The 19,711-nt window shown below is 71.0% G+C and carries 19 protein-coding genes and 1 pseudogene; 6 read left to right on the forward strand and 14 right to left on the reverse strand.

Features of this window, described 5'->3' with window-relative positions:
* Nucleotides 1-24: 24 nt before the first annotated feature.
* From AC5DRG_RS49385 to AC5DRG_RS49405, 5 genes and pseudogenes are all read right to left on the reverse strand, one after another.
* Entirely contained in the window at nucleotides 25-729 is a 705-nt protein-coding gene (locus AC5DRG_RS49385; RefSeq protein WP_491806882.1) for a DUF305 domain-containing protein, read from the reverse strand.
* Nucleotides 726-860: pseudogene (locus AC5DRG_RS49390) on the reverse strand (DUF3105 domain-containing protein); the annotation flags it as partial. The gene AC5DRG_RS49385 and the pseudogene AC5DRG_RS49390, both read right to left, overlap by 4 nt.
* 54 nt (nucleotides 861-914) lie before the next feature.
* Nucleotides 915-2,423 carry an ISL3 family transposase gene (locus AC5DRG_RS49395; RefSeq protein ID WP_491813372.1) on the reverse strand — a complete coding sequence of 503 codons (1,509 nt, stop codon included), beginning with the start codon at nucleotides 2,421-2,423 and terminating at the stop codon, nucleotides 915-917.
* 373 nt (nucleotides 2,424-2,796) lie between these two features.
* On the reverse strand, nucleotides 2,797-4,050 hold the full coding sequence (locus tag AC5DRG_RS49400; protein ID WP_491806883.1) for an MFS transporter: 1,254 nt from the start codon (nucleotides 4,048-4,050) through the stop codon (nucleotides 2,797-2,799).
* Complete coding sequence (locus AC5DRG_RS49405; protein ID WP_491806885.1) at nucleotides 4,047-5,405, reverse strand: MBL fold metallo-hydrolase; 1,359 nt, start codon at nucleotides 5,403-5,405, stop codon at nucleotides 4,047-4,049. The genes AC5DRG_RS49400 and AC5DRG_RS49405 overlap by 4 nt, the downstream gene beginning before the upstream one ends.
* An 86-nt stretch (nucleotides 5,406-5,491) precedes the next feature.
* Between AC5DRG_RS49405 and AC5DRG_RS49410 the strand changes: the two genes are divergently transcribed.
* Entirely contained in the window at nucleotides 5,492-6,160 is a 669-nt protein-coding gene (locus tag AC5DRG_RS49410) for an ArsR/SmtB family transcription factor (RefSeq protein ID WP_491806886.1), read from the forward strand.
* Nucleotides 6,157-7,320 (forward strand): cysteine desulfurase family protein, encoded by a 1,164-nt coding sequence (locus AC5DRG_RS49415; protein WP_491806887.1) that lies wholly within the window; start codon nucleotides 6,157-6,159, stop codon nucleotides 7,318-7,320. The genes AC5DRG_RS49410 and AC5DRG_RS49415 overlap by 4 nt, the downstream gene beginning before the upstream one ends.
* Before the next feature lie 161 nt (nucleotides 7,321-7,481).
* Here the strand turns inward: AC5DRG_RS49415 and chrA are convergent, their stop codons facing one another.
* From chrA to AC5DRG_RS49445, 6 genes are all read right to left on the reverse strand, one after another.
* On the reverse strand, nucleotides 7,482-8,666 hold the full coding sequence (gene chrA / locus AC5DRG_RS49420; protein ID WP_491806888.1) for a chromate efflux transporter: 1,185 nt from the start codon (nucleotides 8,664-8,666) through the stop codon (nucleotides 7,482-7,484).
* Nucleotides 8,667-8,908: 242 nt separating this feature from the next.
* A complete protein-coding gene (locus tag AC5DRG_RS49425) occupies nucleotides 8,909-10,111 on the reverse strand; it encodes an NAD(P)-binding domain-containing protein (RefSeq protein WP_491806889.1) in 1,203 nt (400 codons plus the stop codon).
* Between the two features lie 22 nt (nucleotides 10,112-10,133).
* A complete protein-coding gene (locus AC5DRG_RS49430; protein ID WP_491806890.1) occupies nucleotides 10,134-10,778 on the reverse strand; it encodes a hypothetical protein in 645 nt (214 codons plus the stop codon).
* A gap of 299 nt (nucleotides 10,779-11,077) precedes the next feature.
* Nucleotides 11,078-12,061: a hypothetical protein gene (locus AC5DRG_RS49435; RefSeq protein WP_491806891.1), complete on the reverse strand. Its 984-nt coding sequence runs from the start codon at nucleotides 12,059-12,061 to the stop codon at nucleotides 11,078-11,080.
* 143 nt (nucleotides 12,062-12,204) lie between these two features.
* Entirely contained in the window at nucleotides 12,205-12,834 is a 630-nt protein-coding gene (locus tag AC5DRG_RS49440; RefSeq protein WP_491806892.1) for an ankyrin repeat domain-containing protein, read from the reverse strand.
* 124 nt (nucleotides 12,835-12,958) lie between these two features.
* On the reverse strand, nucleotides 12,959-13,960 hold the full coding sequence (locus tag AC5DRG_RS49445) for an alkylmercury lyase family protein (RefSeq protein ID WP_491806893.1): 1,002 nt from the start codon (nucleotides 13,958-13,960) through the stop codon (nucleotides 12,959-12,961).
* Between the two features lie 51 nt (nucleotides 13,961-14,011).
* Between AC5DRG_RS49445 and AC5DRG_RS49450 the strand changes: the two genes are divergently transcribed.
* From AC5DRG_RS49450 to AC5DRG_RS49465, 4 genes are all read left to right on the forward strand, one after another.
* The gene (locus AC5DRG_RS49450) at nucleotides 14,012-14,419 is read left to right on the forward strand and encodes a heavy metal-responsive transcriptional regulator (protein WP_491806895.1); all 408 of its coding nucleotides are present in this window, start codon (nucleotides 14,012-14,014) and stop codon (nucleotides 14,417-14,419) included.
* 46 nt (nucleotides 14,420-14,465) lie between these two features.
* Nucleotides 14,466-15,359 carry a ClpX C4-type zinc finger protein gene (locus AC5DRG_RS49455; protein WP_491806896.1) on the forward strand — a complete coding sequence of 298 codons (894 nt, stop codon included), beginning with the start codon at nucleotides 14,466-14,468 and terminating at the stop codon, nucleotides 15,357-15,359.
* Nucleotides 15,360-15,485: 126 nt separating this feature from the next.
* A complete protein-coding gene (locus AC5DRG_RS49460) occupies nucleotides 15,486-17,006 on the forward strand; it encodes an FAD-dependent monooxygenase (RefSeq protein WP_491806897.1) in 1,521 nt (506 codons plus the stop codon).
* A 102-nt stretch (nucleotides 17,007-17,108) separates the two neighbouring features.
* Nucleotides 17,109-17,714 (forward strand): cadmium resistance transporter, encoded by a 606-nt coding sequence (locus AC5DRG_RS49465; RefSeq protein WP_491806898.1) that lies wholly within the window; start codon nucleotides 17,109-17,111, stop codon nucleotides 17,712-17,714.
* Between the two features lie 90 nt (nucleotides 17,715-17,804).
* On the opposite strand, the gene AC5DRG_RS49470 is transcribed toward AC5DRG_RS49465, so the two are convergent.
* From AC5DRG_RS49470 to AC5DRG_RS49480, 3 genes are all read right to left on the reverse strand, one after another.
* Nucleotides 17,805-18,479, reverse strand: coding sequence for a DUF305 domain-containing protein (locus AC5DRG_RS49470; RefSeq protein ID WP_491806899.1), 675 nt, complete (start codon nucleotides 18,477-18,479; stop codon nucleotides 17,805-17,807).
* A complete protein-coding gene (locus tag AC5DRG_RS49475) occupies nucleotides 18,476-19,132 on the reverse strand; it encodes a thioredoxin-like domain-containing protein (RefSeq protein ID WP_491806900.1) in 657 nt (218 codons plus the stop codon). The genes AC5DRG_RS49470 and AC5DRG_RS49475 overlap by 4 nt, the downstream gene beginning before the upstream one ends.
* A gap of 102 nt (nucleotides 19,133-19,234) precedes the next feature.
* Entirely contained in the window at nucleotides 19,235-19,657 is a 423-nt protein-coding gene (locus AC5DRG_RS49480) for a hypothetical protein (RefSeq protein WP_491806901.1), read from the reverse strand.
* Nucleotides 19,658-19,711 lie beyond the last annotated feature (54 nt).

The following is a 19,711-nucleotide window of genomic DNA, read 5'->3' on the forward strand; positions in this document are numbered from 1 at the left end:
GGCTCGCTCCCACCCACGGGATGATCAGCGGGGTGCCGAGCCGCGCTCCTTGAGCAGGTCGGCCATGAGCTGCATCTCCGACTGCTGGGCGTCGACCATGCCCTGGGCCAGCTTCTGCTCCTGGGGGACCTCGCACTGCTGGGCGCAGGCGCGGGCCATGGTGACTCCGCCCATGTGGTGATCGGTGAGCAGCTGGAGGTAGAGGATCTCGGCCTCCTTGCCTCCGGCCTTGTGGAGTTGGTCGAGTTCGGTGTCGGTGGCCATGCCCGGCATGAGGGAGCCGTCCTTCATCTGGTGACCCATGTGGCCGTCGCCGCTCATCCAGGCCATGTAGCCGTCGGACGACGTCTTCGGCAGGTCCCACAGGTCGAGCCAGCCGAGCAGCATGCCGCGCTGGTTGGCCTGGGTCTGCGCGATGTCGTACGCCAGGCGGCGGACGTCCTCGTCGGTGGTGCGGTCGCGGACGACGAAGGACATCTCGACGGCCTGCTGGTGGTGGACGGCCATGTCGCGGGCGAAGCCCGCGTCGGCGGAGTCTGCCGTCGGCACATCGAGTGCGACGGCGTCCTCGCCGGGAGCGGCCACGAACCAGACGACCAGAGCGAGCGCGACCAGGGCCGCCACCGCAGTGGCGACGGCCCACCGGCCGAGGGCGGGGCGACGGGTGCCCGAGCCGCCGGAATCCCTCACGTCCAGCGGCTCCTCGGTCGTATCGCTGGTGCCCCTCATGAAGCGGTCAGCCCACCGGTGCAGGCGGCGCCCGGCTCGGGAGTCTGCTCGCCCTGGACGTACTTGGTCAGGAACTGCTCGACGCGGGGATCGGACGCCTTCTCGACGCTGAGCTGCTTGCCCCAGGCGGAGGGTGTGTCAATTCAACGGCCCTGTCTCACATTCGGTGGTGACGGAGCGTGTCGCTATCCGAGGAGGATGCGGTGGCGAAGAAGGGTGAAGCCTGCTCGTCCGTGCATCTGGCGCGCGATCCGCTTGGTCTTGGTGTTGACGCCATCGGTGGGGCCGTTGCTGTACGGAAGTGTGAGGGCGGCGTTTACGGCGTCGCGGTCTCGTTCCAGACCTCGGGCGAAGGCATGCAGGTGGGGCAAGTCAGCTGCGCGGACCTGGACGATCCAACGTGAGAGCGCGTCGGCATTGTCGGCGTGAGGTGCAAGGAGCGGGGCGAAGTCCCTGATAACTGAAGCCAGTTGGATCATCTCGGGGCAGGTGGCGGTGAGCTTGGCCAGGAGTTCGTGTTGCTCGGCCTTGAGGTTGTCGGGCCTGGTCAGCAGCATCCGGGCGAGCCGGCGCGGGGAGATGTGGCTGCGGTCGGCGTCCGCGCGGCCTTGGTTGATGTACTTGTGCAGGAGGTTCAGGCAGCCCGTGAAGCCCAGGGCTTTGATCTCTTCGAAGAGGTGCAGGACGGGGACGCCGGGGTCCTCGGCCCGGCGTTTTCGCAGGTGCTCGCGGTAGGGGTCGACCAGGCTGGCACGGTACTTGGGGACACGGAGCATCCGCTCGGGCTGGTCCGCACGGGCGTAGCGTTTGACGGTGTTCAGGGCCAGTTGCAGGCGGCGGGCACATTCGAGCAGGCCCACGCCCTGTTCGAGCAGATCGTGCACATGGTGCCAGCGTTCCAGGGTGCTCTGGGCACGGGGCCCGTCGTAGATGGGTGCGTCCAGTACGGTGGCCCAGCAGGTGCTGTGTGCCTTCACCTCTCCGAGGGCGGCTTCACACAGGTTCTTCCACAAATGCCATCGATCACCGACCTGCGTCGCACGGGGCAGAGCGCGGCGGATGGCCTCGGCGTAGGTCGCCGAGCCGTCACGGCACACGACCTCGACGCCCGGATGTTCGCGCAGCCACGCTTCCAGGGTGTCGGCCGTGCGGTCGGGCAGCACGGCGATCCGCTCGTGGGTCTCGGCGTCGATGATCACGGTGGCGTAGCGGTGGCGCCGGCGCAGAGCGAAGTCGTCGACGCCGATCACGCGGGGCGCCCGCGCTGCGGGCAGGGGGATGCGCATCAGGGTACGCAGAGCCGTATGACGCGAGACGCCCGCCGTGAGTATCGCCAGCAAACGAGCCCCCGCCCGGCCCGCTAACTCCTTGACCACGGCCTTGACTTGCCTGGCCAGACGAGTGGTACGCCGCTGGTATCGGTCGAGCACTCCGGGCAGCTGCTCGCGGAAGGTATGTCGGCAGCCGCGCGTGGGGCACACCAGACGCCGCACCCGCACACGGACCACCACCCGCCTCCCGTCGACCGGCACGTCAGCCACAGTCCGCCAGTGGTAGCCGTGCACCCGCCCAGACGACACCCCGCACACCGGACACGTCGCCATGTCCTGCGGCGTCCGCGCCCGCACCACGATCCGCTCACCCTCATCGACCACGTCGTCTATGACCAGCGGGCACAGGCCCGAAAACACCATCTCGACAAGCTCGTTGACATCCCTCACGCGAAGTCAACGACGCGTCACGACGCTCCGTCACCACCGAATGTGAGACAGGGCCGTTAGATTTACACTCCCCACGGCATCACCAGCTCACTGCAGAAGAGAGCCGCACCCATTGCGGATCGGCGCGGATCGGTCGAGGCAGTTGGTGGCTCTGTTGCGTGCGAACCGCAATGGCGGCGTCCGAGAGTGAGTGCCGACGCCTCAAGACTGCCTTGACAACCTCCGATTGCACCCGTTTGGAGCGGTTTTCTCGCAGGGCCTCCAGCCAAGAGTTGCAGTAGCCAAAAGGCGATGGCGGGTTCCGGTTGGTGATGCGCCAGGTGCGACTGCTGTTGACTGATCGGCGTCAGGTGCGCGGATGGGTCTCGTACATGCGGATCGCGACGACGAGGCCGGAGGCGGCGGTCAGGGCGGCGACGGCCCAGATGGCGGTGGTGAGGTTGTAGGCGTCGGCGAGGATGCCGGCGATCAGTGCGCCGATGGCGAAGCCGCCGTCGCGCCACAGGCGGTAGACGCCGACGGCGCGGGCGCGCCAGGCGGGGTGGGCGACGTCGCCGATGACGGCGAGGAGGGTCGGGTAGACGAGCGCGGTGCCGATGCCGAGGAGGATCTGGGCGGTGGCCCAGACGGGGAAGGTGGTTGCGGCGGCGACGAGGGCGATGGCGGCGGCCTGGAGCAGCATGCCCGCGGTGATGAGGTGTTTGCGGCCGATGTGGTCGGACCACCAGCCGGTGAGCATCTGGCCGGCGCCCCATACGGCGGGGTAGAGGGCGGCGAGGATGCCGATCTGACCCACGTTCAGGCCGTGGGCGGCGAAGAGCAGGGGGAAGATGCCCCAGGCGAGGGCGTCGTTGAGGTTGTTGACCATGCCGGCCTGGCTGGCGGCGGACAGGGCCTTGTCGGTGAGGCTGGTGCGGCGGGCGACCTGTCCGGTGGTCAACTCGGCTTCGGAGCCCGGTTGTTCGGGGTGCTCGGTGGCCTCGGCGCGGGCGTGGTCGCGGGTCTCGCGGACGGCGAAGGTGGACAGGCCCAGGGCCAGGACGGCATAGACGGCGCCGAGCAGGAATGGCTCGGGCCGTAGTCCGGCGTGTACTGCGATGGCGCCGGTGGCCATCGCGGTGGCGGCGACCGCGCTGTAGCCGGCGGCCTCGTTGAAGCCCATGGCCAGGCCGCGGCGTTCCGGGCCGACCAGGTCGATCTTCATGATGACGGTGGTGGACCAGGTCAGGCCTTGGTTGACGCCGAGCAGGACGTTGGCGGCGATGATCCAGGCCCAGGTAGGGCCCCAGGCGAGCATGGCGGGTATCGGCAGGGCGATCAGCCAGCCAGCGATCAGGACGGGCTTGCGGCCGTAGCGGTCGGAGAGGGTGCCGGCGAAGAAGTTGGTGATGGCTTTGGTGGCGCCGAAGGCCAGTATGTAGGTGAGGGCGGCGGTGTAGGCGGACAGGTGGAAGACGTCGTCGGCGAGCAGTGGCAGTACGGTGCGTTCCTGGCCGAGCACGCCGCCGACCAGGGCGTTGACCGCGACGAGCAGGGTGAACTGGGCGAGGTTGGCGCGCAGTCCGAGCCGTATGCCGCCGGGGGTGGCAGTGGCGGTCACGCGCCCTCCACCAGGGTGCGGCCAGTGGCCTTGGCCCAGTCGCCCGGTCCGCCGTCCAGGACGGCGAGGTCGCGGTGTCCGGCACGCGCGAGGAGGCTGGCGGCGGTCATGGCGCGCTCGCCGTGCCCGCAGGCGACGACGGCCCCGGCCGGTGCTTCGTCGGCACGGGCGGTCAGTTCACCGAGTTCGATGCCGACGGCGCCGGGGATGTGTCCGGCGAGGTGCTCGGCCCGTTGCCGGATGTCGAGGACCGGACGTTCGCCGATGCGGTCGGCGGTGAGCAGGCCGATGGTCTGCCGCCCTCCTCCGTCCGTCTGCCAGACGGCCCACTCCAGGTATCCGGCCAGCCGTTCGTATCCGATCTTCAGGGCCTGCCAGGTGAGTTCGGTAAGGTCCTGGCCGGGAGCGGTGACGAAGATGAGCGGGGTGTCGTCGGGCAGCAGCCAGCCGAGCCAGGTGGCGAACTGGTCGCGCAGCGGGATGGAGATCGCGCCGGGGATGTGGCCGTGGGCGAAGTCCGTGACGGATCGTACGTCGATGATCTGGGTTCCCTGGCCCAGCAGTTGGCGTGTCTCGGCCGCCGAGAGTGCGGCGATGGGCGGGGTGGTGCCGAGGACCGCGGGGCCGCGCCGGTTGATCTCGCCCAGGCGGTCGAAGTAGGCGGGGTAGGAGCCGAGGCTGCCCAGCAACTGCCGTACGAAGGTGTCCTCGTCCGGCGCTGCGAGCAGGGAGTTGGCCTGTTTCTGGGCGCCGATTGTGGTGGTGCGCTCGGCGCCGGGTGGGGCGGAGCAGAAGGATCCGGCGCCGTGGGTGGGCCATACGGCGGTCGGGTCCGGGAGTTGGGTCAGGCGGCGCAACGAGTGGTACTGGGCGCGGGCGAGTTCGTCGGCGCGTTCGGGGCCGAGCAGGTCGGTGCGGGCGGCGGAACCGACGATCAGCGAGCCGCCGGTGAAGACACCCAACTCCCTTGTGCCGTCCAGCAGAAGGAAGGACAGGTGCTCGTCGGTGTGGCCGGGGGTGGCCAGGGCCCGCAGTGTCAGTCCGCCCAGCTCGGTCTCGTCGCCGTCGGCGAGCTCGGTGTGCGGGAAGGCGCGGTGTCCGGCGGCCGAGGCCAGGACGGTCGCGCCGTCGTCGGCGGCGAGTTGGAGCGCGCCGGTGAGGAAGTCGGCGTGCAGGTGGGTGTCGGCGGCGTACGCGACCCTGAGTCCGCGCCGCCCGGCGGCAGCCCGCAGGGCGCGCAGATCCCGGCTCGCGTCCACCGCCAGGGCGCGTCCGTCGCCCAGGTCGACGAGGTAGGAGCTGTTGCCCAGCCCCTCGTCGACCAGCGGTATCAGGTGATCGTCGGCGAAGCCCATCGGGTCCTCCTGGGGTCACGGTAGGCGCCGGGTGGTCGCGGCGCCCGCCCATAGATACAATATTCCATGGATCTATGGAGGATGCCATGGGAGACCCCGCGCGCAAGTCGGCTCTGTACGACGCCTTCGCCCACACCGGTAAGGCGCTGAGCAGCGGGAAGCGTCTGGAACTGCTCGATCTGCTGGCGCAGGGCGAGCGCACCGTCGACGCCCTCGCCAAGGCGGCTGGGCTCAACCTGACCACCGCCTCCGCGCACCTGCAGACCCTGAAGCAGGCCGGGCTCGTGGCCACCCGCCGCGAGGGCGTGCGCATCCACTACCGGCTGGCCGGAGACGACGTCGCCGCCCTCTACGCCCTGCTGCGCCGGGTCGCCCAGACCCACCAGGCAGGCGTCGAGGCCGCCCGCACCGCCTACCTCGGCGACGACCAGCCGGAGGGAGTCGGACGGGAGGTGCTGCTGGCCCGCGCGCAGGCGGGCGAGGTCGTCGTCCTCGACGTGCGTCCGGCCGAGGAGTACGCCGCCGGTCACATCCCCGGAGCCATCTCCATCCCGGTCGAGGAACTCGCCGACCGGATCGCCGAGTTGCCCGCCGACACCGAAGTCGTCGCCTACTGCCGCGGCGAGTACTGCGTGCTGGCCCATGACGCCGTACGGCTCCTGCGCGAGCAGGGTCGCAGGGCGGTCCGTCTGGTGGACGGGATGCTGGAGTGGCGGCTGGCGGAGCTGCCCGTGGAGACGGAGCCAGCCGCGTGATCCCCACCCACCCGGGCCTGGCGGACGGTCCGGTGTATCTGGACTACAACGCCACCACCCCGGTCGACCCGCGGGTGATCGAGGCGATGCGCCCGTATCTGGCGGACTGGTTCGGCAACCCCTCCAGCAGTCATTCCTACAGCGATCAGCCCCGCCAGGCGCTCGATCAGGCACGGGCACAGGTCGCCGCCCTGATCGGGGCCCGGCCCGACGAGATCGTCTTCACCGGCTCCGGCTCCGAGGCCGACGGCCTCGCCCTGCGCGGCGCCGTACTGAGCGCCAAGGCCGACCGCCCCCATGTGATCACCCAGGTCACCGAGCACCCGGCCGTCCTGGAGACCTGCCGCGCCCTGGAACGCCTCCACGGCGCCGAGGTGACGTACCTGCCCGTGGACGGCGACGGCCTGGTCGACCCGGCGGCGCTCGCCGCCGCCCTCACCGAGCGCACCGTCCTGGTCTCGGTCATGGCTGCGAACAACGAGACCGGCGCACTCCAGCCCGTCGCCGAACTGGCCCGCAGCACCCGCGCCCACGGGGCGCTCTTCCACTCCGACGCCGCCCAGGCGGTCGGGAAAATCTCCTTGGACGTACGAGTGTTGGGCGTCGACTTGCTGACGGTCGTCGGCCACAAGATGTACGCACCGAAGGGCATCGCCGCTCTGTACGTCCGCCAGGGTGTCGCCCTCGAACCGCTGGTCTACGGCGGCGGCCAAGAGCACGGCCTGCGCGCCGGCACCGAGAACGTCGCGCTTGCCGTTGCGCTGGGCACGGCCGCCGAACTCGCCGCCGCAGAACTGGCTGACGGGGCACCGGCCCGTATCGCGGCACTCCGTGACGGCCTGCACCGGCGCCTGGCCGACGCCCTGCCCGGCCGCGTCCACCTCAACGGACCCGGCGCCGAGCGCCTGCCCAACACGCTGAACGTCAGCATCGACGGCGTGCTCGGGCACGAACTCCTCGCCGCCGCACCCGGCATCGCGGCCTCCACAGGCTCGGCCTGCCACAGCGGCGCCCACACCCCCTCGCCCGTACTGACCGCGATGGGCCTCGATGCGGACCGCGCGCTGGGGGCTCTGCGGCTGTCGCTGTGCCGCTGGAGCACGCCCGAGGACATTGAAACGGCGGCAACCGCGCTACTCAAGACGGCTGCCACGCTGTGAGAACGGGGCCATCGGCCTCACCGTGAGAGCGACGACGGGCAGGAAAACTACGACCGACCGGACCCGAGGCTGAGCTCAGTGGCCTCCCTCACGGGCCGAGCGTGGCCGGCACTCCCCGCTCCCTCACGGACGGGGTGCATCCGGTGAGATCGGGAGAACGGTCAGGACACCGGCCACCCGGCGAGCACCACGATCACTCCCAGTACTCCCGCTCCCAGCAGCGCGCTGACCACGCCCCGGCGGGCGGCCAGCAGCCACACCGCTGCTGCGGCGAGGACGCCGTACTGCCATGCATGTTGCAGTGCCAGGGCCAGGGGGATCGCCGATCCGGCGATGGCGCCGATGACCGCCGGTCCGGCCCCGGTGAAGAACGCCTGCACCTGGTCGTTGGCCCGCAGCCGGTCGAACCGGGGCCCGCCGACGATCACGAACAGGAACGACGGGGCGAAGGCCACGGCCGCAGCGAGCAGCCCGCCGCCCACTCCGGCGGCGGCGTATCCGACGACCGCGACGGTCTGTACCACCGGCCCCGGCGTGATCTGGCCCAGCGCGACGGCGTTGAGGAACTGTCCGTCGGTCATCCAGTGGTAGTGGTCGACCGCGTCGGCCTGCATCAGCGGGATGATCACGAACCCGCCGCCGTAGGACAGCGCGCCGACCTTGAGCGCCACCCACGCCAGTGCCAGCAGACCCCCGCTCGCCACCGGCGCGGCGGCCAGCAACGGCCACGAGGCGGCCCGCCGGGCCGGATGCCCCGACGCGCGCGCCCGGACCGCGACCTCCACGAGGCCGGCGCCGAGCAGCACCAAGACCAGCCACGGCCCGGTAAGCGTGGCTGCAGCCCCGCCAGCCAAGCCGTAGCCGATCCACCGAGCCCGTGCCGCCCGTGCCTGCCCGGCCCGCTTCCAGCTCGCCGGCACCAGGCTGACGGCCGCCTGCACTGCCACCGCCGCGACCGCGGCCCCGGCGCCCGCTGCGGCGCCCCTCACCCACAGCGGCGGGTGTCCGGCCAGGAACAGCGCGGCCAGAGCCAGGATCAGCACCAGGCCCGGCACGATGAAGCACACCCCGCCGACCAGCGCCCCGGCCAGGCCACGTAGCCGCCATGCGGTGAAGATCGCCAGCTGGGTCGAGGCCGGGCCGGGCAGCAGATTGGTCGCCGCGATGCCGTCCTCGAACTCGGCAGCGGCGATCCAGCGGCGGCGGTCCACGCACAGCTGGCGGAGCAGTGCGATATGGGTCGGCGGTCCGCCGAACCCGATACAGCCGATGCGGCCCCACTCCCGGGCTATCGTCCCCAGCCCCACCCGGACCTCTTCGACCCGGTCCTCGCCCGCCACCGCCACGTCGCTTTCCTCTCCCGCGTGCTCGGCCCGCACCGCGGCGCGACCCTACCCGGCCCGGTTGAACGGACGGGGCGCACGGAGCCGGACCCGCTGTGCCTGGCCAGCAGTGACGCGGAGGATGTGTCACCGAACAGCTCGGCGGCCACGGAGCCGTGGCCACGGCTCCGAAGATCGTCCGCCGCGTTCGCCGTTTGCTCTGAGTCAGCGGCTCCGGGAAGACGGAGCCGCTGACCGTGAGCGCCTCAAGCCCGCTGCGCCGCTACCGCCGCGGCCAGCCGCGGTGAGGCGAACGCCGTGCCGCACACGAACCGCAGGACGGGCCCGAAGCTGGCAGCGGCCGGGAGCCCGGTGAAGTACAGGCCGGGCACAGTGGAGGCGAGATCCTTGTCCAGGCGCGGGAATCCGCCGCTCCGGGCGAGGTCGGCGCGCAGTTCGGGGGAGAGGAAGTCCAGGGCCTCCAGGTGGACGCGGTAGCCGGTGGCGGCCATGACGTGATCGGTCTCGATCGTGTGCGTACGTCCGTCTGTCGCCCGGGTGCTCAGGGTGACGCCGGCCCCGTGCGTGTCCGCGCCGGTGAGGTGCTGCCCGGCCAGGACCGGCACCCGGCCGTCGAAGCGGTCCTTGAGCCACCAGGCGCCGCACGGGCCCAGGACCCGTTTGACCAGGCAGAGCCGGGTGTTCTGCGGCAGGCGACGGAAGGCGGCGGCGTGGTGGACGAAGCCGTACAGCCTCCAGGAGCGGCCCACCGGGGTGTCCGGCTGCCAGTGCGGGCCCGGCGTCGGCGGGGCGCCAAACGCCACTTGCGGGCTGCGGGTGAGGACCTGTGCCTGCGCTCCGGCCTCCTGGAGCAGGACGGCGCCTTCCAGTGCCGACTGCCCGGCGCCGACAACGGTGACCCTGCGTCCGGTGAAACGGGTCAGGTCGGTGTGCTGCGAACTGTGCGAGACGGAGCCCAGGGCGGAGGGACCGTCGGGGACGGCCGCGGCCAGGGGCGCGGGCAGGTGGGCGAAGCCGGTGAGACCCGTGGCCACGACCACGGCGGCGGCCCGCAGTTCCTCGCCCGAGGACAGCTTCAGGCGGAAGCCGCCCGCGTGCCGGTCGACCGTCGACACCCGTACGTCCTCGACGTCGGGCACCAACTGGTCGCGGAACCACAGCCCATAGCGGACGAACAGCTCGATGGGCACCTGGTCGTGCTCGCCGAGCAGGGTCTCGCCGGCCTTGCGGCAGTAGTCGTCGAGGGTGAAGCCCGCGCGCGGCGCGGACAGCGCGGAGGCGCTGGGCGGTGACTTCAGGAGCATGCCGTTCGGCATGTTCTCGGCCCAGCTCGCCATGGGCGAGCCGAAGATCCTTACGGTCAGGCCGCGCGCCCGCAGGTGCGCGGCGGTGGACAGGCCGTACGGGCCCGCCCCGATGACGACAACAGTCGCGGACGTTCCGGACATGGATGTTCCAGGCGTGGATGTTTCAGACATGAGTGTTCCCCCCTGACACCGCCGACGGCGATGTCACAAACGGCTGTTGGGCATGCCGAAGCCGCTCCCGTCCCCGTGCGTCAGCACGGTTGGACGGCGAGCGGCAGCCGTGACGGGGGCCCCGCCGTACGACCACGTCCGCGAGTAGGACATGGGGAGGGGAAGCCCGGGCCGGGCCCGGGGAGCGGTGTGGACCCGGTTGGGGCAGGGCAACCGTGAGCGGGACGGACACCGGATGCAGCAGCCGCCGCAAATAGCCCCGGATGTGGTGCAGTTCGCGACCCACGTTCCGCAGCGGGCGGCGGCAGGCGGCGTCCGCGCCGTGCAGCATGCAGGCCACGAGCAGGGTCAGCGCGAGCTGCATGACGATCAGGGGCCGGTGCGCGTGGACCGGGATGAGCAGCCAGTTGTCGCGTGCGGCGCCCGGCGTACCGCCACTCGCCAGATGGAACCACCAGCAGGCGGCGGCCTGTCCTCCGCAGACGACGGCCAGCCACCGCCACACGGACGCCGAATGGGAAGCACGCGGCAGCGCAGCGCCGAACAGCCCGGCGACAGCCAGGGCCCCGGCGCTCCAGGAAGGCATGCCGCCGAAGACGAAGTGATACGAGGCGATCGCCAACCCCGTGCTCGCCACCGCGAAAACTCCGGCCCGCACCACTGCCATCGGCAACGCGGCCGGCACACGGCCACGCGGTCGCGGATGAGGCATCCAGGCCGAAGGCGTCATAACCCACCCAGCATGGGGCATCCAACCGCCGCTGTCACCAGCGCGCCCTGGGCACATCAGAGGGGGAACCGGACCGCCGGCCGCATCGCCGTCACCGGTGTCACGGCAAGAACTTCGACCGCACGACCGCACTTCGCTGAGCCTTCGACTACCCCCTGATCGCTGCCGCTTGGCCTTTCGCGTCTTCCGCAACTGAGGGTGCGGCCCTAGACGGTCAGCTCGGCCAGCGCCGTGCACAGGCTTGTGGTGTCCTCGACGGCCCGGCGGCAGGTGGCTTCGGAGATGACGAGACGCCGGCCGACCTGTGCGGACGAGGTGGGGACCTTTCGCAGGTATTTCTCGTCGACGATGCCGTCGTTGTGGGTGAAGACGTGGCGGGCGGCCCACGTCGCGATGAGGCGCTGCCAGCTCTCCGGTCCCAGAGTGCCGCGGAGGTCGTCGTACCCGGCGGCCACGAACAGGTCGGCCATGTCGTCGAGACGCTGAAAGACGTTCCCCTTGCCCCGGAGTCGGTCGGCGGCATCCGTCACCGCGGCTTCGAAGACAGCGGAGGCCAGGGCCTCGACAACCCCCACGACGTTTTCGATCGTGTCGACCCAACTGCGGGTGAAGACCCCTTGCTCGCGCAGTACCGCCTTCGCCTCGTCGGCCACGGCGTTCAGGGCGTCGAGACGCGCCGTCTCGGCCTGGAGGGCGTCGAAGGCGACCGATGCGGCGGGGAGGCGACCGCACACGGGGCAGAACCGGTGCTCGTCGAAGACGGCATAGCGGACCTGGCAGCCGGTGCAGGTGCGGACGCGGGCCAGTCGCTCTTCGTCGATGCCCGGAAGGGGGCGCGGGTAGAAGGGCTTCTCCTTGTACGAGATGGAGACGGATAGGCCGGACCGGTGTGAACTGCCCCTCGACAGACCTCGGAAGGCGTCGCTCAGGGCTTGGCTCGCGATCTGCATGCCGAGGTCGCCCGCGGCCCGCATGACGCGATTCCGCTGCTGGTCGGTCATGAACTCCGAATGCTCCTGGTGGTGGCCGCAGTAGACACACCAGAGTTCGAGGTCGTCGGGCAGGGCTTTGTAGTCCTCCCCGTTCATCCGGAAGCTCATCGAGCACTCGGGGCACTGGCGGCCGAGGTACCCATCCTCGTCGAGGGGCACGCTCACATCAACCCTGAACTCATCGCCCTGATGGCTCACGATTTCCGCACCCTGCGGCATTCTGAACCCACGTCTGTTCCGCATGAGTTGATTGTGACGCCCAGCACTGACAACGCCGGGAGTTCAGCCGCGATCGGCGCCAGGAGCCCGGCGGCGGGACTGCGGCATATCTCGTTGCCCGGCTATGCAAGGAGCTGGGCGCTCGTCTTGGCGCCCTGCACGAGCAACCACTGGACCACGTCGGTGGCGTCCTCGGCCTGGGCAATGTCCAGAGGTGTCTTGTCGTCGTAGCCGATCCAGTTGATGTCCGCGCCTTGCCGGTGCAGGTACTGGGCCGTGGCGAGTTGCCCGCCGTGGCAGGCGCCCCACAACGCGCGGGTGATCTCTTCCGGAGTACGGGGCCCGGTGGACGCCACATACGTCTCGACCTGGTCGAGCAGGCCGAGGGTGGCGGCGTCCTGGAAGGTGACGTGGGCGCCGTGTTCGACGAGGCGGCGGGCCGCGCGCCACTGGCCGAAGGCGCGGGCGTCGGCGAGCGGGGTGCCGCCGCCGATGACGGCGCCCGGTGCCTCGATGTCGGCGCCGGCGGCGATCAGCGCGTCGAGGACCGGGATGTCGTTGCTGCTGGCCGCCCAGTGCAGGGGAGTCTCGGTGTGGGGGCCGGAGCAGCGGGCGTTGGGGTCCGCGCCGGCCGCGACCAGGGTGGTGACCACCTGCGGGCCGTTGGGGAAATGCCCCGGCCAGTCGGTGGCGATGTGCAGGAGGCTACGGGCCTGCTTGCCGCAGTCCCCGGAGATGTGCGCGGTGGCCACGCCGGGGTTCTCGGCGAGGAGCCGCTCAAGCGCGGGGGAGGTCTCCGGTGCGGATTGCCTCGGTGACGGCGACGGCCAGCGGGTCCTTCGAGTCGAGGGTCTCCATGCGCGGGCCTCCCGGTGCTCAGGCAAGCCCCGATTCTGTCAGGAGGGAGCCGAAGACGGCCCGGCCCAGGGCTTCGGCACGGGTCTGATCGACGGCCTTACCGGTGTAGTCGGGATGTTGCCCGGCCCAGATGCGGGCGGTGCGGCGGCTGGTGAAGAAGTTCAGGGCTCCGCAGGCGACGTCGGCCGCAGAGCCGGCGCAGGAGCGTTGGCCGACGTAGATGACGGCGGTGGGTGGGGTCCAGTCCATCCGCCCGTCGGCCGCTATGACGGTGATCGCATCGCCGGTGACGGGGTCGCTGGAGGTGATCACCGCGTCCGTGTCGAGCATGGCGGGGATGCCGAGGGCGTCCACCGCGCACATCGACCACAGCTGGGTGCCGTCGGGGAGGCGGACGTGGTGGGCCGTGGGCAGAGCCGAGAAGGGGTACGCCGCCCGGATCCGGCCGTGGCCGTCGAGCGTGATGAAGTCCTCGGCCGCCAGTTCCGCCAGCACGTCGGCGGCGCCACGACCGTGCGAGGCGGCAATGTCGTCCAGGTCGCCGGGGTCGGGTGCGTGGCCGGTGGCCGCGAAGTGCCGTAGAACCGCCTGCTGTACGGCCCGCAGGCCGCCGGCGGTCGGCGCGAGGCGCCCTCGTCCGGCGCGCCCGGCAGCATCCATCGGCAGATCCTCGCAGTCCGCGGTGGCGTCCGCGACGTGCAGCGCACGCTGCAGGTCGGCCATGCTCGGTGCCCCCTCGACCTGCCCGTCCGGTCCCCGGTACAGGCGGCAGGAGACGGAGGCGGCTGCGCCCGGCACGGCGAAGGGGTCGACGCCGTCGATGAGGATGGTCGGCGAGCCGGTCATGCCTAACCGGGCCGCGTCTGCCTCGTCGGCGACCTTGACCAGCTCCACCTCCGCGCTCCGGCCGTCGAGCGCCTGGTCGATCCGCTCGCGCGCCAGCGGCCCGTGGGGGCAGTCGGGCACCGTCAGAACCGTGATGCGCATGGCCGTGTCCTCCCAGGTCACTGCGGATGCCACCGACGTTAGACCTTCCAGCGCACTGGAAGGTCAAGGCGTAGCCTCGGTCGTATGCGTATCGGAGAACTGGCCGCCGCGAACGGTCTGACGGCCAAGACCATCCGCTTCTACGAGCAGGCCGGGCTGCTGCCCGCACCTCCCCGCACGCCGAGCGGCTACCGCGACTACCCGCCACAGACCGGCACCCGGCTGGCCTTCGTCCGCGACGCCCAGTCGGCCGGCCTGACACTCGCCGAGATCCGCTCGATCCTCACCCTGCGCGACTCGGGCGAGGCGCCGTGCGTGCACGTCACGGACCTGATCCAGCAACACCTCGCGGACATCGAGCGGCGCATGGCCGAGCTGCGCAAGACCCGTACCGCGCTGCGCGGCCTGGCCGAACGCGCCGCGACGACGGACCCGAGTGGCTGCACGGACGTGGACATCTGCAGCATCATCGGCGGCCCGGCAGGCAGGTGACAACAAGGGATTGTCACCCAGAGAATGACAATCTACGGTTGTCAGCATGAGCGAAGAGCCCACCGTGGAGCAGCTCATCGCAGCGGCCCACGCCCGCGCCGGAAGCGACGACGAACTCGCCCTGCTGGACGCCGTCATCGCCCTCTCCCAGGACATGTCCACGCACACGGAAGCCGCCGTCGACCAGGTCGTACGACGCGTACGCGAGGCCGGACACTCCTGGACCGTCATCGGCGAGCACCTCGGCGTCTCCCGCCAGGCCGCCCGCCAGCGTTATGCCGACCGCGTCGAGGAACCCCCCAAGACGCTCGGCCTCATACGCGCCCGCAACCTGCAGAGCTGCCTGGACGCCGCTCTCGACGCGGCCGAGGCCGACGGGCTCGCCGAAGCCGGCACCGAACACATGCTGCTCGGCCTGCTCACCGACGGCGTGGCCGCCACCATCCTGGAGAAACTCGGCGTCACCCGCGACAAGATCCGGGACGCCGGCCACCGGCTCTTCGGGCAACCCGCCACACCAGTCCGTCCCCTCCAGGCCGCCTTCTCCGCCGACGCCCGGGCGGCCCTGGCCGCCGCCGAACACCTGGCGACCGAACGCACCCCGACCTGCGCCCCTGTCATCGTCTCCACGCCGCAGCTGCTGGCCGTCATCGCCACCAACCCCGCCTCCCGCGCCCATCGCGTCCTCCAGGCCCTGGACGTGGACGTGGCGGACATCAAGCGCCAACTCCACTGCCACATCAACGTCCCCCGCACCGCCCTCGGCCGCCGCTCCCGCCGCAAGCCCCGCCCTGACACCCAGGCCCGCTGCTCCTTCTGCGGTCACACGGAAAGCGAGGAGCGCCGTCTTGTCGCCGGCCCCGACGTGTGGATCTGCGCCGACTGTGTCGCCCTGTGCGGGGAGATCCTTGCCCAGCCTGCGGACGCGCGCAGCAAGTAGGACCCTGTTCCGAGGTACGGGGTGCGGCGCTCGACGAGGACGACGTCGCGCCTGGGGTCGTGGTCACGGCGCCCGCGGCTGCCGATGACTCCGACGGCCGGGACCTGTCAGCACTACCGTGGATGCATGACGGCACCGCTGGATGTGCTGGTGGTCGGTGCGGGGCCGACCGGGCTCGCCCTCGCCGCGCAACTCCGCGCCCATGGCGCCGACTTCCGGATCGTCGACCGCTCCCTTGACCGTGTGCGTGAGTCACGGGCGCTGGCCATCCAGCCGCGCACACTGGAGGCGCTGGCCGGGTTCGGAGTGACCGACGAGCTGGTCAGGCGCGGTAATCCTGCGGTGCAGCTGCGGATGCACCTTCCGGGACGCGTCGTCCAGATACCGCTCTTCTCCGGCGAGCTCACCGACACCCCGTACTCCTTCCTGCTGTTCCTCTCACAGGCCGAGACCGAGTGCGTCCTCGCGGAGCGTCTGGGCAGGGAGGGCGTGACGGTGGAGCGCGGCACAGAACTGCTACGGCTGGAGAGGCAGAGCGTGTACGTCACCTGTCGACTGCGGCGGCAGGACGGCAGGGAGGAGACCGTGAGCGCCCGGTACGTCGTCGGCTGCGACGGCGCCCACAGCACCGTACGAAGCGAGGCGGGCATCGATTTCCTCGGCTCCGCCTACCCGCAGACCTTCCTCCTCGCCGACCTGGAGGCCGACGGTCTGGAGCCGGGTGCCGCGCACACCTTCATGACCGATGCCGGGATGCTGTTCTTCTTCCCCCTCGGCGAGCCCGCGACCTGGCGGATGCTCGCGATGCGGCCCCCTGGCACGCCGGACACCGAGGTGACGCTGGGGCTGATGCAGGAGATCGTCGACCGATACGCCGGCGAGGAGCTGCGCCTGCGGGACCCGGTCTGGATGACCGACTTCCGGCTCCACAACCGTGGCGCGGCCCACTACCGATCCGGCCCGTTCTTCCTGGCCGGGGATGCGGCCCACATCCACAGCCCGGCCGGTGCGCAGGGCATGAACACCGGTATCCAGGACGCCCTCAACCTCGGCTGGAAGCTCGCCCTCGTCTGCCGGGGCGCCGCCCCCGAGGAACTGCTGGAGACGTACGAGGCGGAACGCGCCCCGGTCGGCCGCAGCGTCCTGCGCTTCACGGACCGAGCCTTCACCATCGCCACCAGCCGCAACCCCGTCCTCCGCCTCGCCCGCGTCCAACTCGCCCCGCGGCTCGCCCCGTTGGCACTGCGTGCGAGCTGGCTGCGCAACCGTGTCTTCCGTACCGTCTCAGAGCTCGACATCCACTACCGCCGCAGCTCGGTCAGTGTGGGTTCGCGTGCGTTGAGGAGGAGCGGGCCTCGGGCGGGTGACCGGCTGCCCGATCTTCCGCACGGGCTCCAGGCGCGGACCGCCGGACCGGGCTATCACCTGCTGCTGACCGGGCCGCCCCGCCTCTGGCCGGACCAGCGGCTCGCGTCGGTCATATGCGGCAGGGAAGACCTCATCAGCGTCCACCGGCTGGGCGCGGAGAGCTCGTGGCCAGGCGTCGCACAGGGCCTCGTGCGCCCGGACGGTTACCTCGGCTACGTCGCGCGCGGCCTCCAGTTGGAGGGTCTTCGCGCTTACCTCGACCACTGGCTCCCCTCCTGATTCGCGGCGGAACTCGGCACTGAGCGTCGGCCCCGTGCGGGGCTCGGTCCGGGCTCTCGGTAGCGTCACCGGGACACCGACTCCAAGGAAGAACAGCTACTCGTGGACCTGGGCATCATCGGGCAGGCAGCCGGGCTGTTCGCCGTCACCAACATCGACGACATCCTGATCCTGGCGCTGTTCTTCGCCCAGGGCGCCGGGCACCGCGGTTCCACGCGCCGCATCGTGCTCGGCCAGTACCTGGGCTTCGCCGCGATCCTCGCTGTCGCGGCGGCAGCCGCGTTCGGCGCCACGTTCCTGCCCGAGTCCGCCATTCCCTACCTCGGCCTGTTACCGCTCGCGCTGGGCCTCAAGGCCGCCTGGCAGGCGTGGAAGAACCACCGCGACGGCGACGGGGACGAGGAGGAGGCACAGGCCAAGGAGGGCGGGCCGAGCCCGCTGGAGGTCGCCGCGGTCACCTTCGCCAACGGCGGCGACAACATCGGCGTCTACGTGCCCGTCTTCGCCACCGCCGGCATCGGCGGGATGAGCGTGTACGCCGTGGTGTTCCTCGTGCTGGTGGCGGTGTGGTGCTTCGCCGGCCGGTTCTTCGCCATCCGCCCGGTCATCGCCAAGGCCCTGTCCCGCTGGGGCCACATCCTGCTGCCCCTGCTCCTGATCGCCCTCGGCCTGCTCATCCTCATCAAGGGCGGCGCCTTCGGCCTGTGACGTGGCTGGCAGTCGGTCACGGGGTCACGCCTGCGGAACCGGGGTGAGCCGGTCGGGCGCCGCAGCAGGCGACGCCCGACCGAGAGGCGATCACTTCCGGGGCGCGGCGCCGCGTTCCTTCAGCAGGTCGGTCATCAACTGCATCTCCGACTGCTGGGCCTCGACCATGCCCTGGGCGAGCTTCTTCTCCGGCTCGACCTCGCAATGCTGGATGCAGGCGCGGGCCATGTCGACGCCGCCCATGTGGTGGTCATACATGAGCTGGAGATAGAGGATCTCCGCCTGCCTGCCGTTGGCCTTGCCGAGTTCAGCGAGCTCGGTGTCGGTGGCCATGCCCGGCATCAGCGAGCCGTCCTTCACCTCGTGCCCCATGTGGCCGCCCTGCATCCAGACCATGTAGCCGTCCGGTGACGTCTTCGGCAGGGCCCACAGGTCGAGCCAGCCGAGCAGCATGCCTCGCTGGTTGGCCTGGGTCTGGGCGATGTCGTACGCGAGGCGGCGGACGTCCTCGTCGGCGGTGCGGTCGCGGACGATGTACGCCATCTCCACCGCCTGCTGGTGGTGGACGGCCATGTCGCGCGCGAAGCCCGCGTCGGCGGAGTCGGCGGCCGGGACGTCGATCGCCCTGCCGCCCTCGCCGGGGGTCGTGGCCAGGAGCCCCAGGGCCAGGACCAGGGCGACCAACGCCGCCGCGCCGGTGATCAGCCACCGGGAGAGGGCGGGCCTGCGAATGTGCCCCTCGCCCGGATCCGTCGTACCGGTCATGACGCGGTCAGACCGCCGGTGCAGGCGGCGCCCGGCTCAGGGGTCTGCGCGCCCTGCACGTACTTGGTGAGGAACTGCTCGACCCTCGCGTCGGACGCCGTGTTGACGCTGAGCTGGTGGCCCCAGGCGGACAGCATGATCGTCCCGGACTGGGTCTTGTCCAGGCTCATCAGCGTGTACGGGGTCTTCGTGACCTTGTCGGCGAGCTTCTTGATGTCGGCGGCGGTGGCCTTGCCGTTGTACGTGACCCAGACCGCGCCGTGTTCGAGGGAGTGGACGGCGTTCTCGTTCGCTATGGCCTGGGTGTAGACGGTGCCGTCGCAGGTCATCCATGCCTGGTTGTGGTTGCCGCCGACGGGCGGGTTCATGGGGTACTTGACGGTGCCGGTGACGTGGGTGCGGCCGAGCTTCTTGGCGTCCCAGGTCTTCTCGCCGCTGACGGGCTTCTTCGCCTCGGCGGCCTGTTGCTCGTCCTTCTCGTTGGCGCTGTTGATGTAGTACGCGCCCCAGCCGACCAGGCCGACGACGATGACCGTGCTCAGGGTGATGGTGATGATCCGGTTGCGGCGCTCGCGGGCCTTCTCGGCGCGGCGCATCTCCTCGATGCGGGCCTTGCGCGTGGTCGCGGCGGCCTTCCTGCTGGTCCTGCTCATGGCTGTGTGTCCTTCGTCCCGCCGTGCGGCGGTGGGTGCAGGGGTTGGTGGATGTCGTTCGGCGCGTGCGCACGCGTGAGCGCACGGCGTCAGGGCATCCGTCTAGGTCCGCTGCACCTGCAGGACGTGGAGATCGGGGGCGCCGGTGGTGGGCGGGGGCTCGGTGCGGCGCGGAGCGCTGTCCGGCGGCCCGGGGAGGTCCGGCATGCGGGGCAGGAGCACCGGCAGAGGTTGGACGGGGGCAGCGAGCACCCCGTGTACGCCGTGGGCGGCCGGAGCGCAGCATGTGTCGCCGGCGGGGCAGTCGGCCGGCTGCGTGACCGTCTTGGTTTCGTGGTCCGCAGGGCTCACCGCCATGGCCGACATGGTGGTCGCTGGGGCGGCGGCCGGGGCGCTGGTGGCGTGTGCCAGGGGACCCAGACAGACCACCAGCGCGGCGAGCAGCACAGCCAGGGCAGGACAGAGCGCCGCGAGTCGCGTGGTCCGCCACGCGCCGCGAGTCCTGAGCTGGCTCCGGCTGGTCATCACCACTGATGCTAAGCGGCGCCTGTGAACACGCTTTCGGCCGGGCTCGGAAGG

This window comes from Streptomyces sp. JLBG701 (assembly GCF_058544905.1).

What these genes read in the sequence shown, in the direction of transcription:
- AC5DRG_RS49385 (WP_491806882.1), bottom strand. Translation starts at nt 729, where the DNA reads ATGAGGGGCACCAGCGATACGACCGAGGAGCCGCTGGACGTGAGGGAT.
- AC5DRG_RS49395 (WP_491813372.1), bottom strand. Translation starts at nt 2,423, where the DNA reads ATGGTGTTTTCGGGCCTGTGCCCGCTGGTCATAGACGACGTGGTCGAT.
- AC5DRG_RS49405 (WP_491806885.1), bottom strand. Translation starts at nt 5,405, where the DNA reads ATGGGCTTCGCCGACGATCACCTGATACCGCTGGTCGACGAGGGGCTG.
- AC5DRG_RS49410 (WP_491806886.1), top strand. Translation starts at nt 5,492, where the DNA reads ATGGGAGACCCCGCGCGCAAGTCGGCTCTGTACGACGCCTTCGCCCAC.
- AC5DRG_RS49425 (WP_491806889.1), bottom strand. Translation starts at nt 10,111, where the DNA reads ATGTCCGGAACGTCCGCGACTGTTGTCGTCATCGGGGCGGGCCCGTAC.
- AC5DRG_RS49450 (WP_491806895.1), top strand. Translation starts at nt 14,012, where the DNA reads ATGCGTATCGGAGAACTGGCCGCCGCGAACGGTCTGACGGCCAAGACC.
- AC5DRG_RS49455 (WP_491806896.1), top strand. Translation starts at nt 14,466, where the DNA reads ATGAGCGAAGAGCCCACCGTGGAGCAGCTCATCGCAGCGGCCCACGCC.
- AC5DRG_RS49460 (WP_491806897.1), top strand. Translation starts at nt 15,486, where the DNA reads ATGACGGCACCGCTGGATGTGCTGGTGGTCGGTGCGGGGCCGACCGGG.
- AC5DRG_RS49470 (WP_491806899.1), bottom strand. Translation starts at nt 18,479, where the DNA reads ATGACCGGTACGACGGATCCGGGCGAGGGGCACATTCGCAGGCCCGCC.
- AC5DRG_RS49475 (WP_491806900.1), bottom strand. Translation starts at nt 19,132, where the DNA reads ATGAGCAGGACCAGCAGGAAGGCCGCCGCGACCACGCGCAAGGCCCGC.
- AC5DRG_RS49480 (WP_491806901.1), bottom strand. Translation starts at nt 19,657, where the DNA reads ATGACCAGCCGGAGCCAGCTCAGGACTCGCGGCGCGTGGCGGACCACG.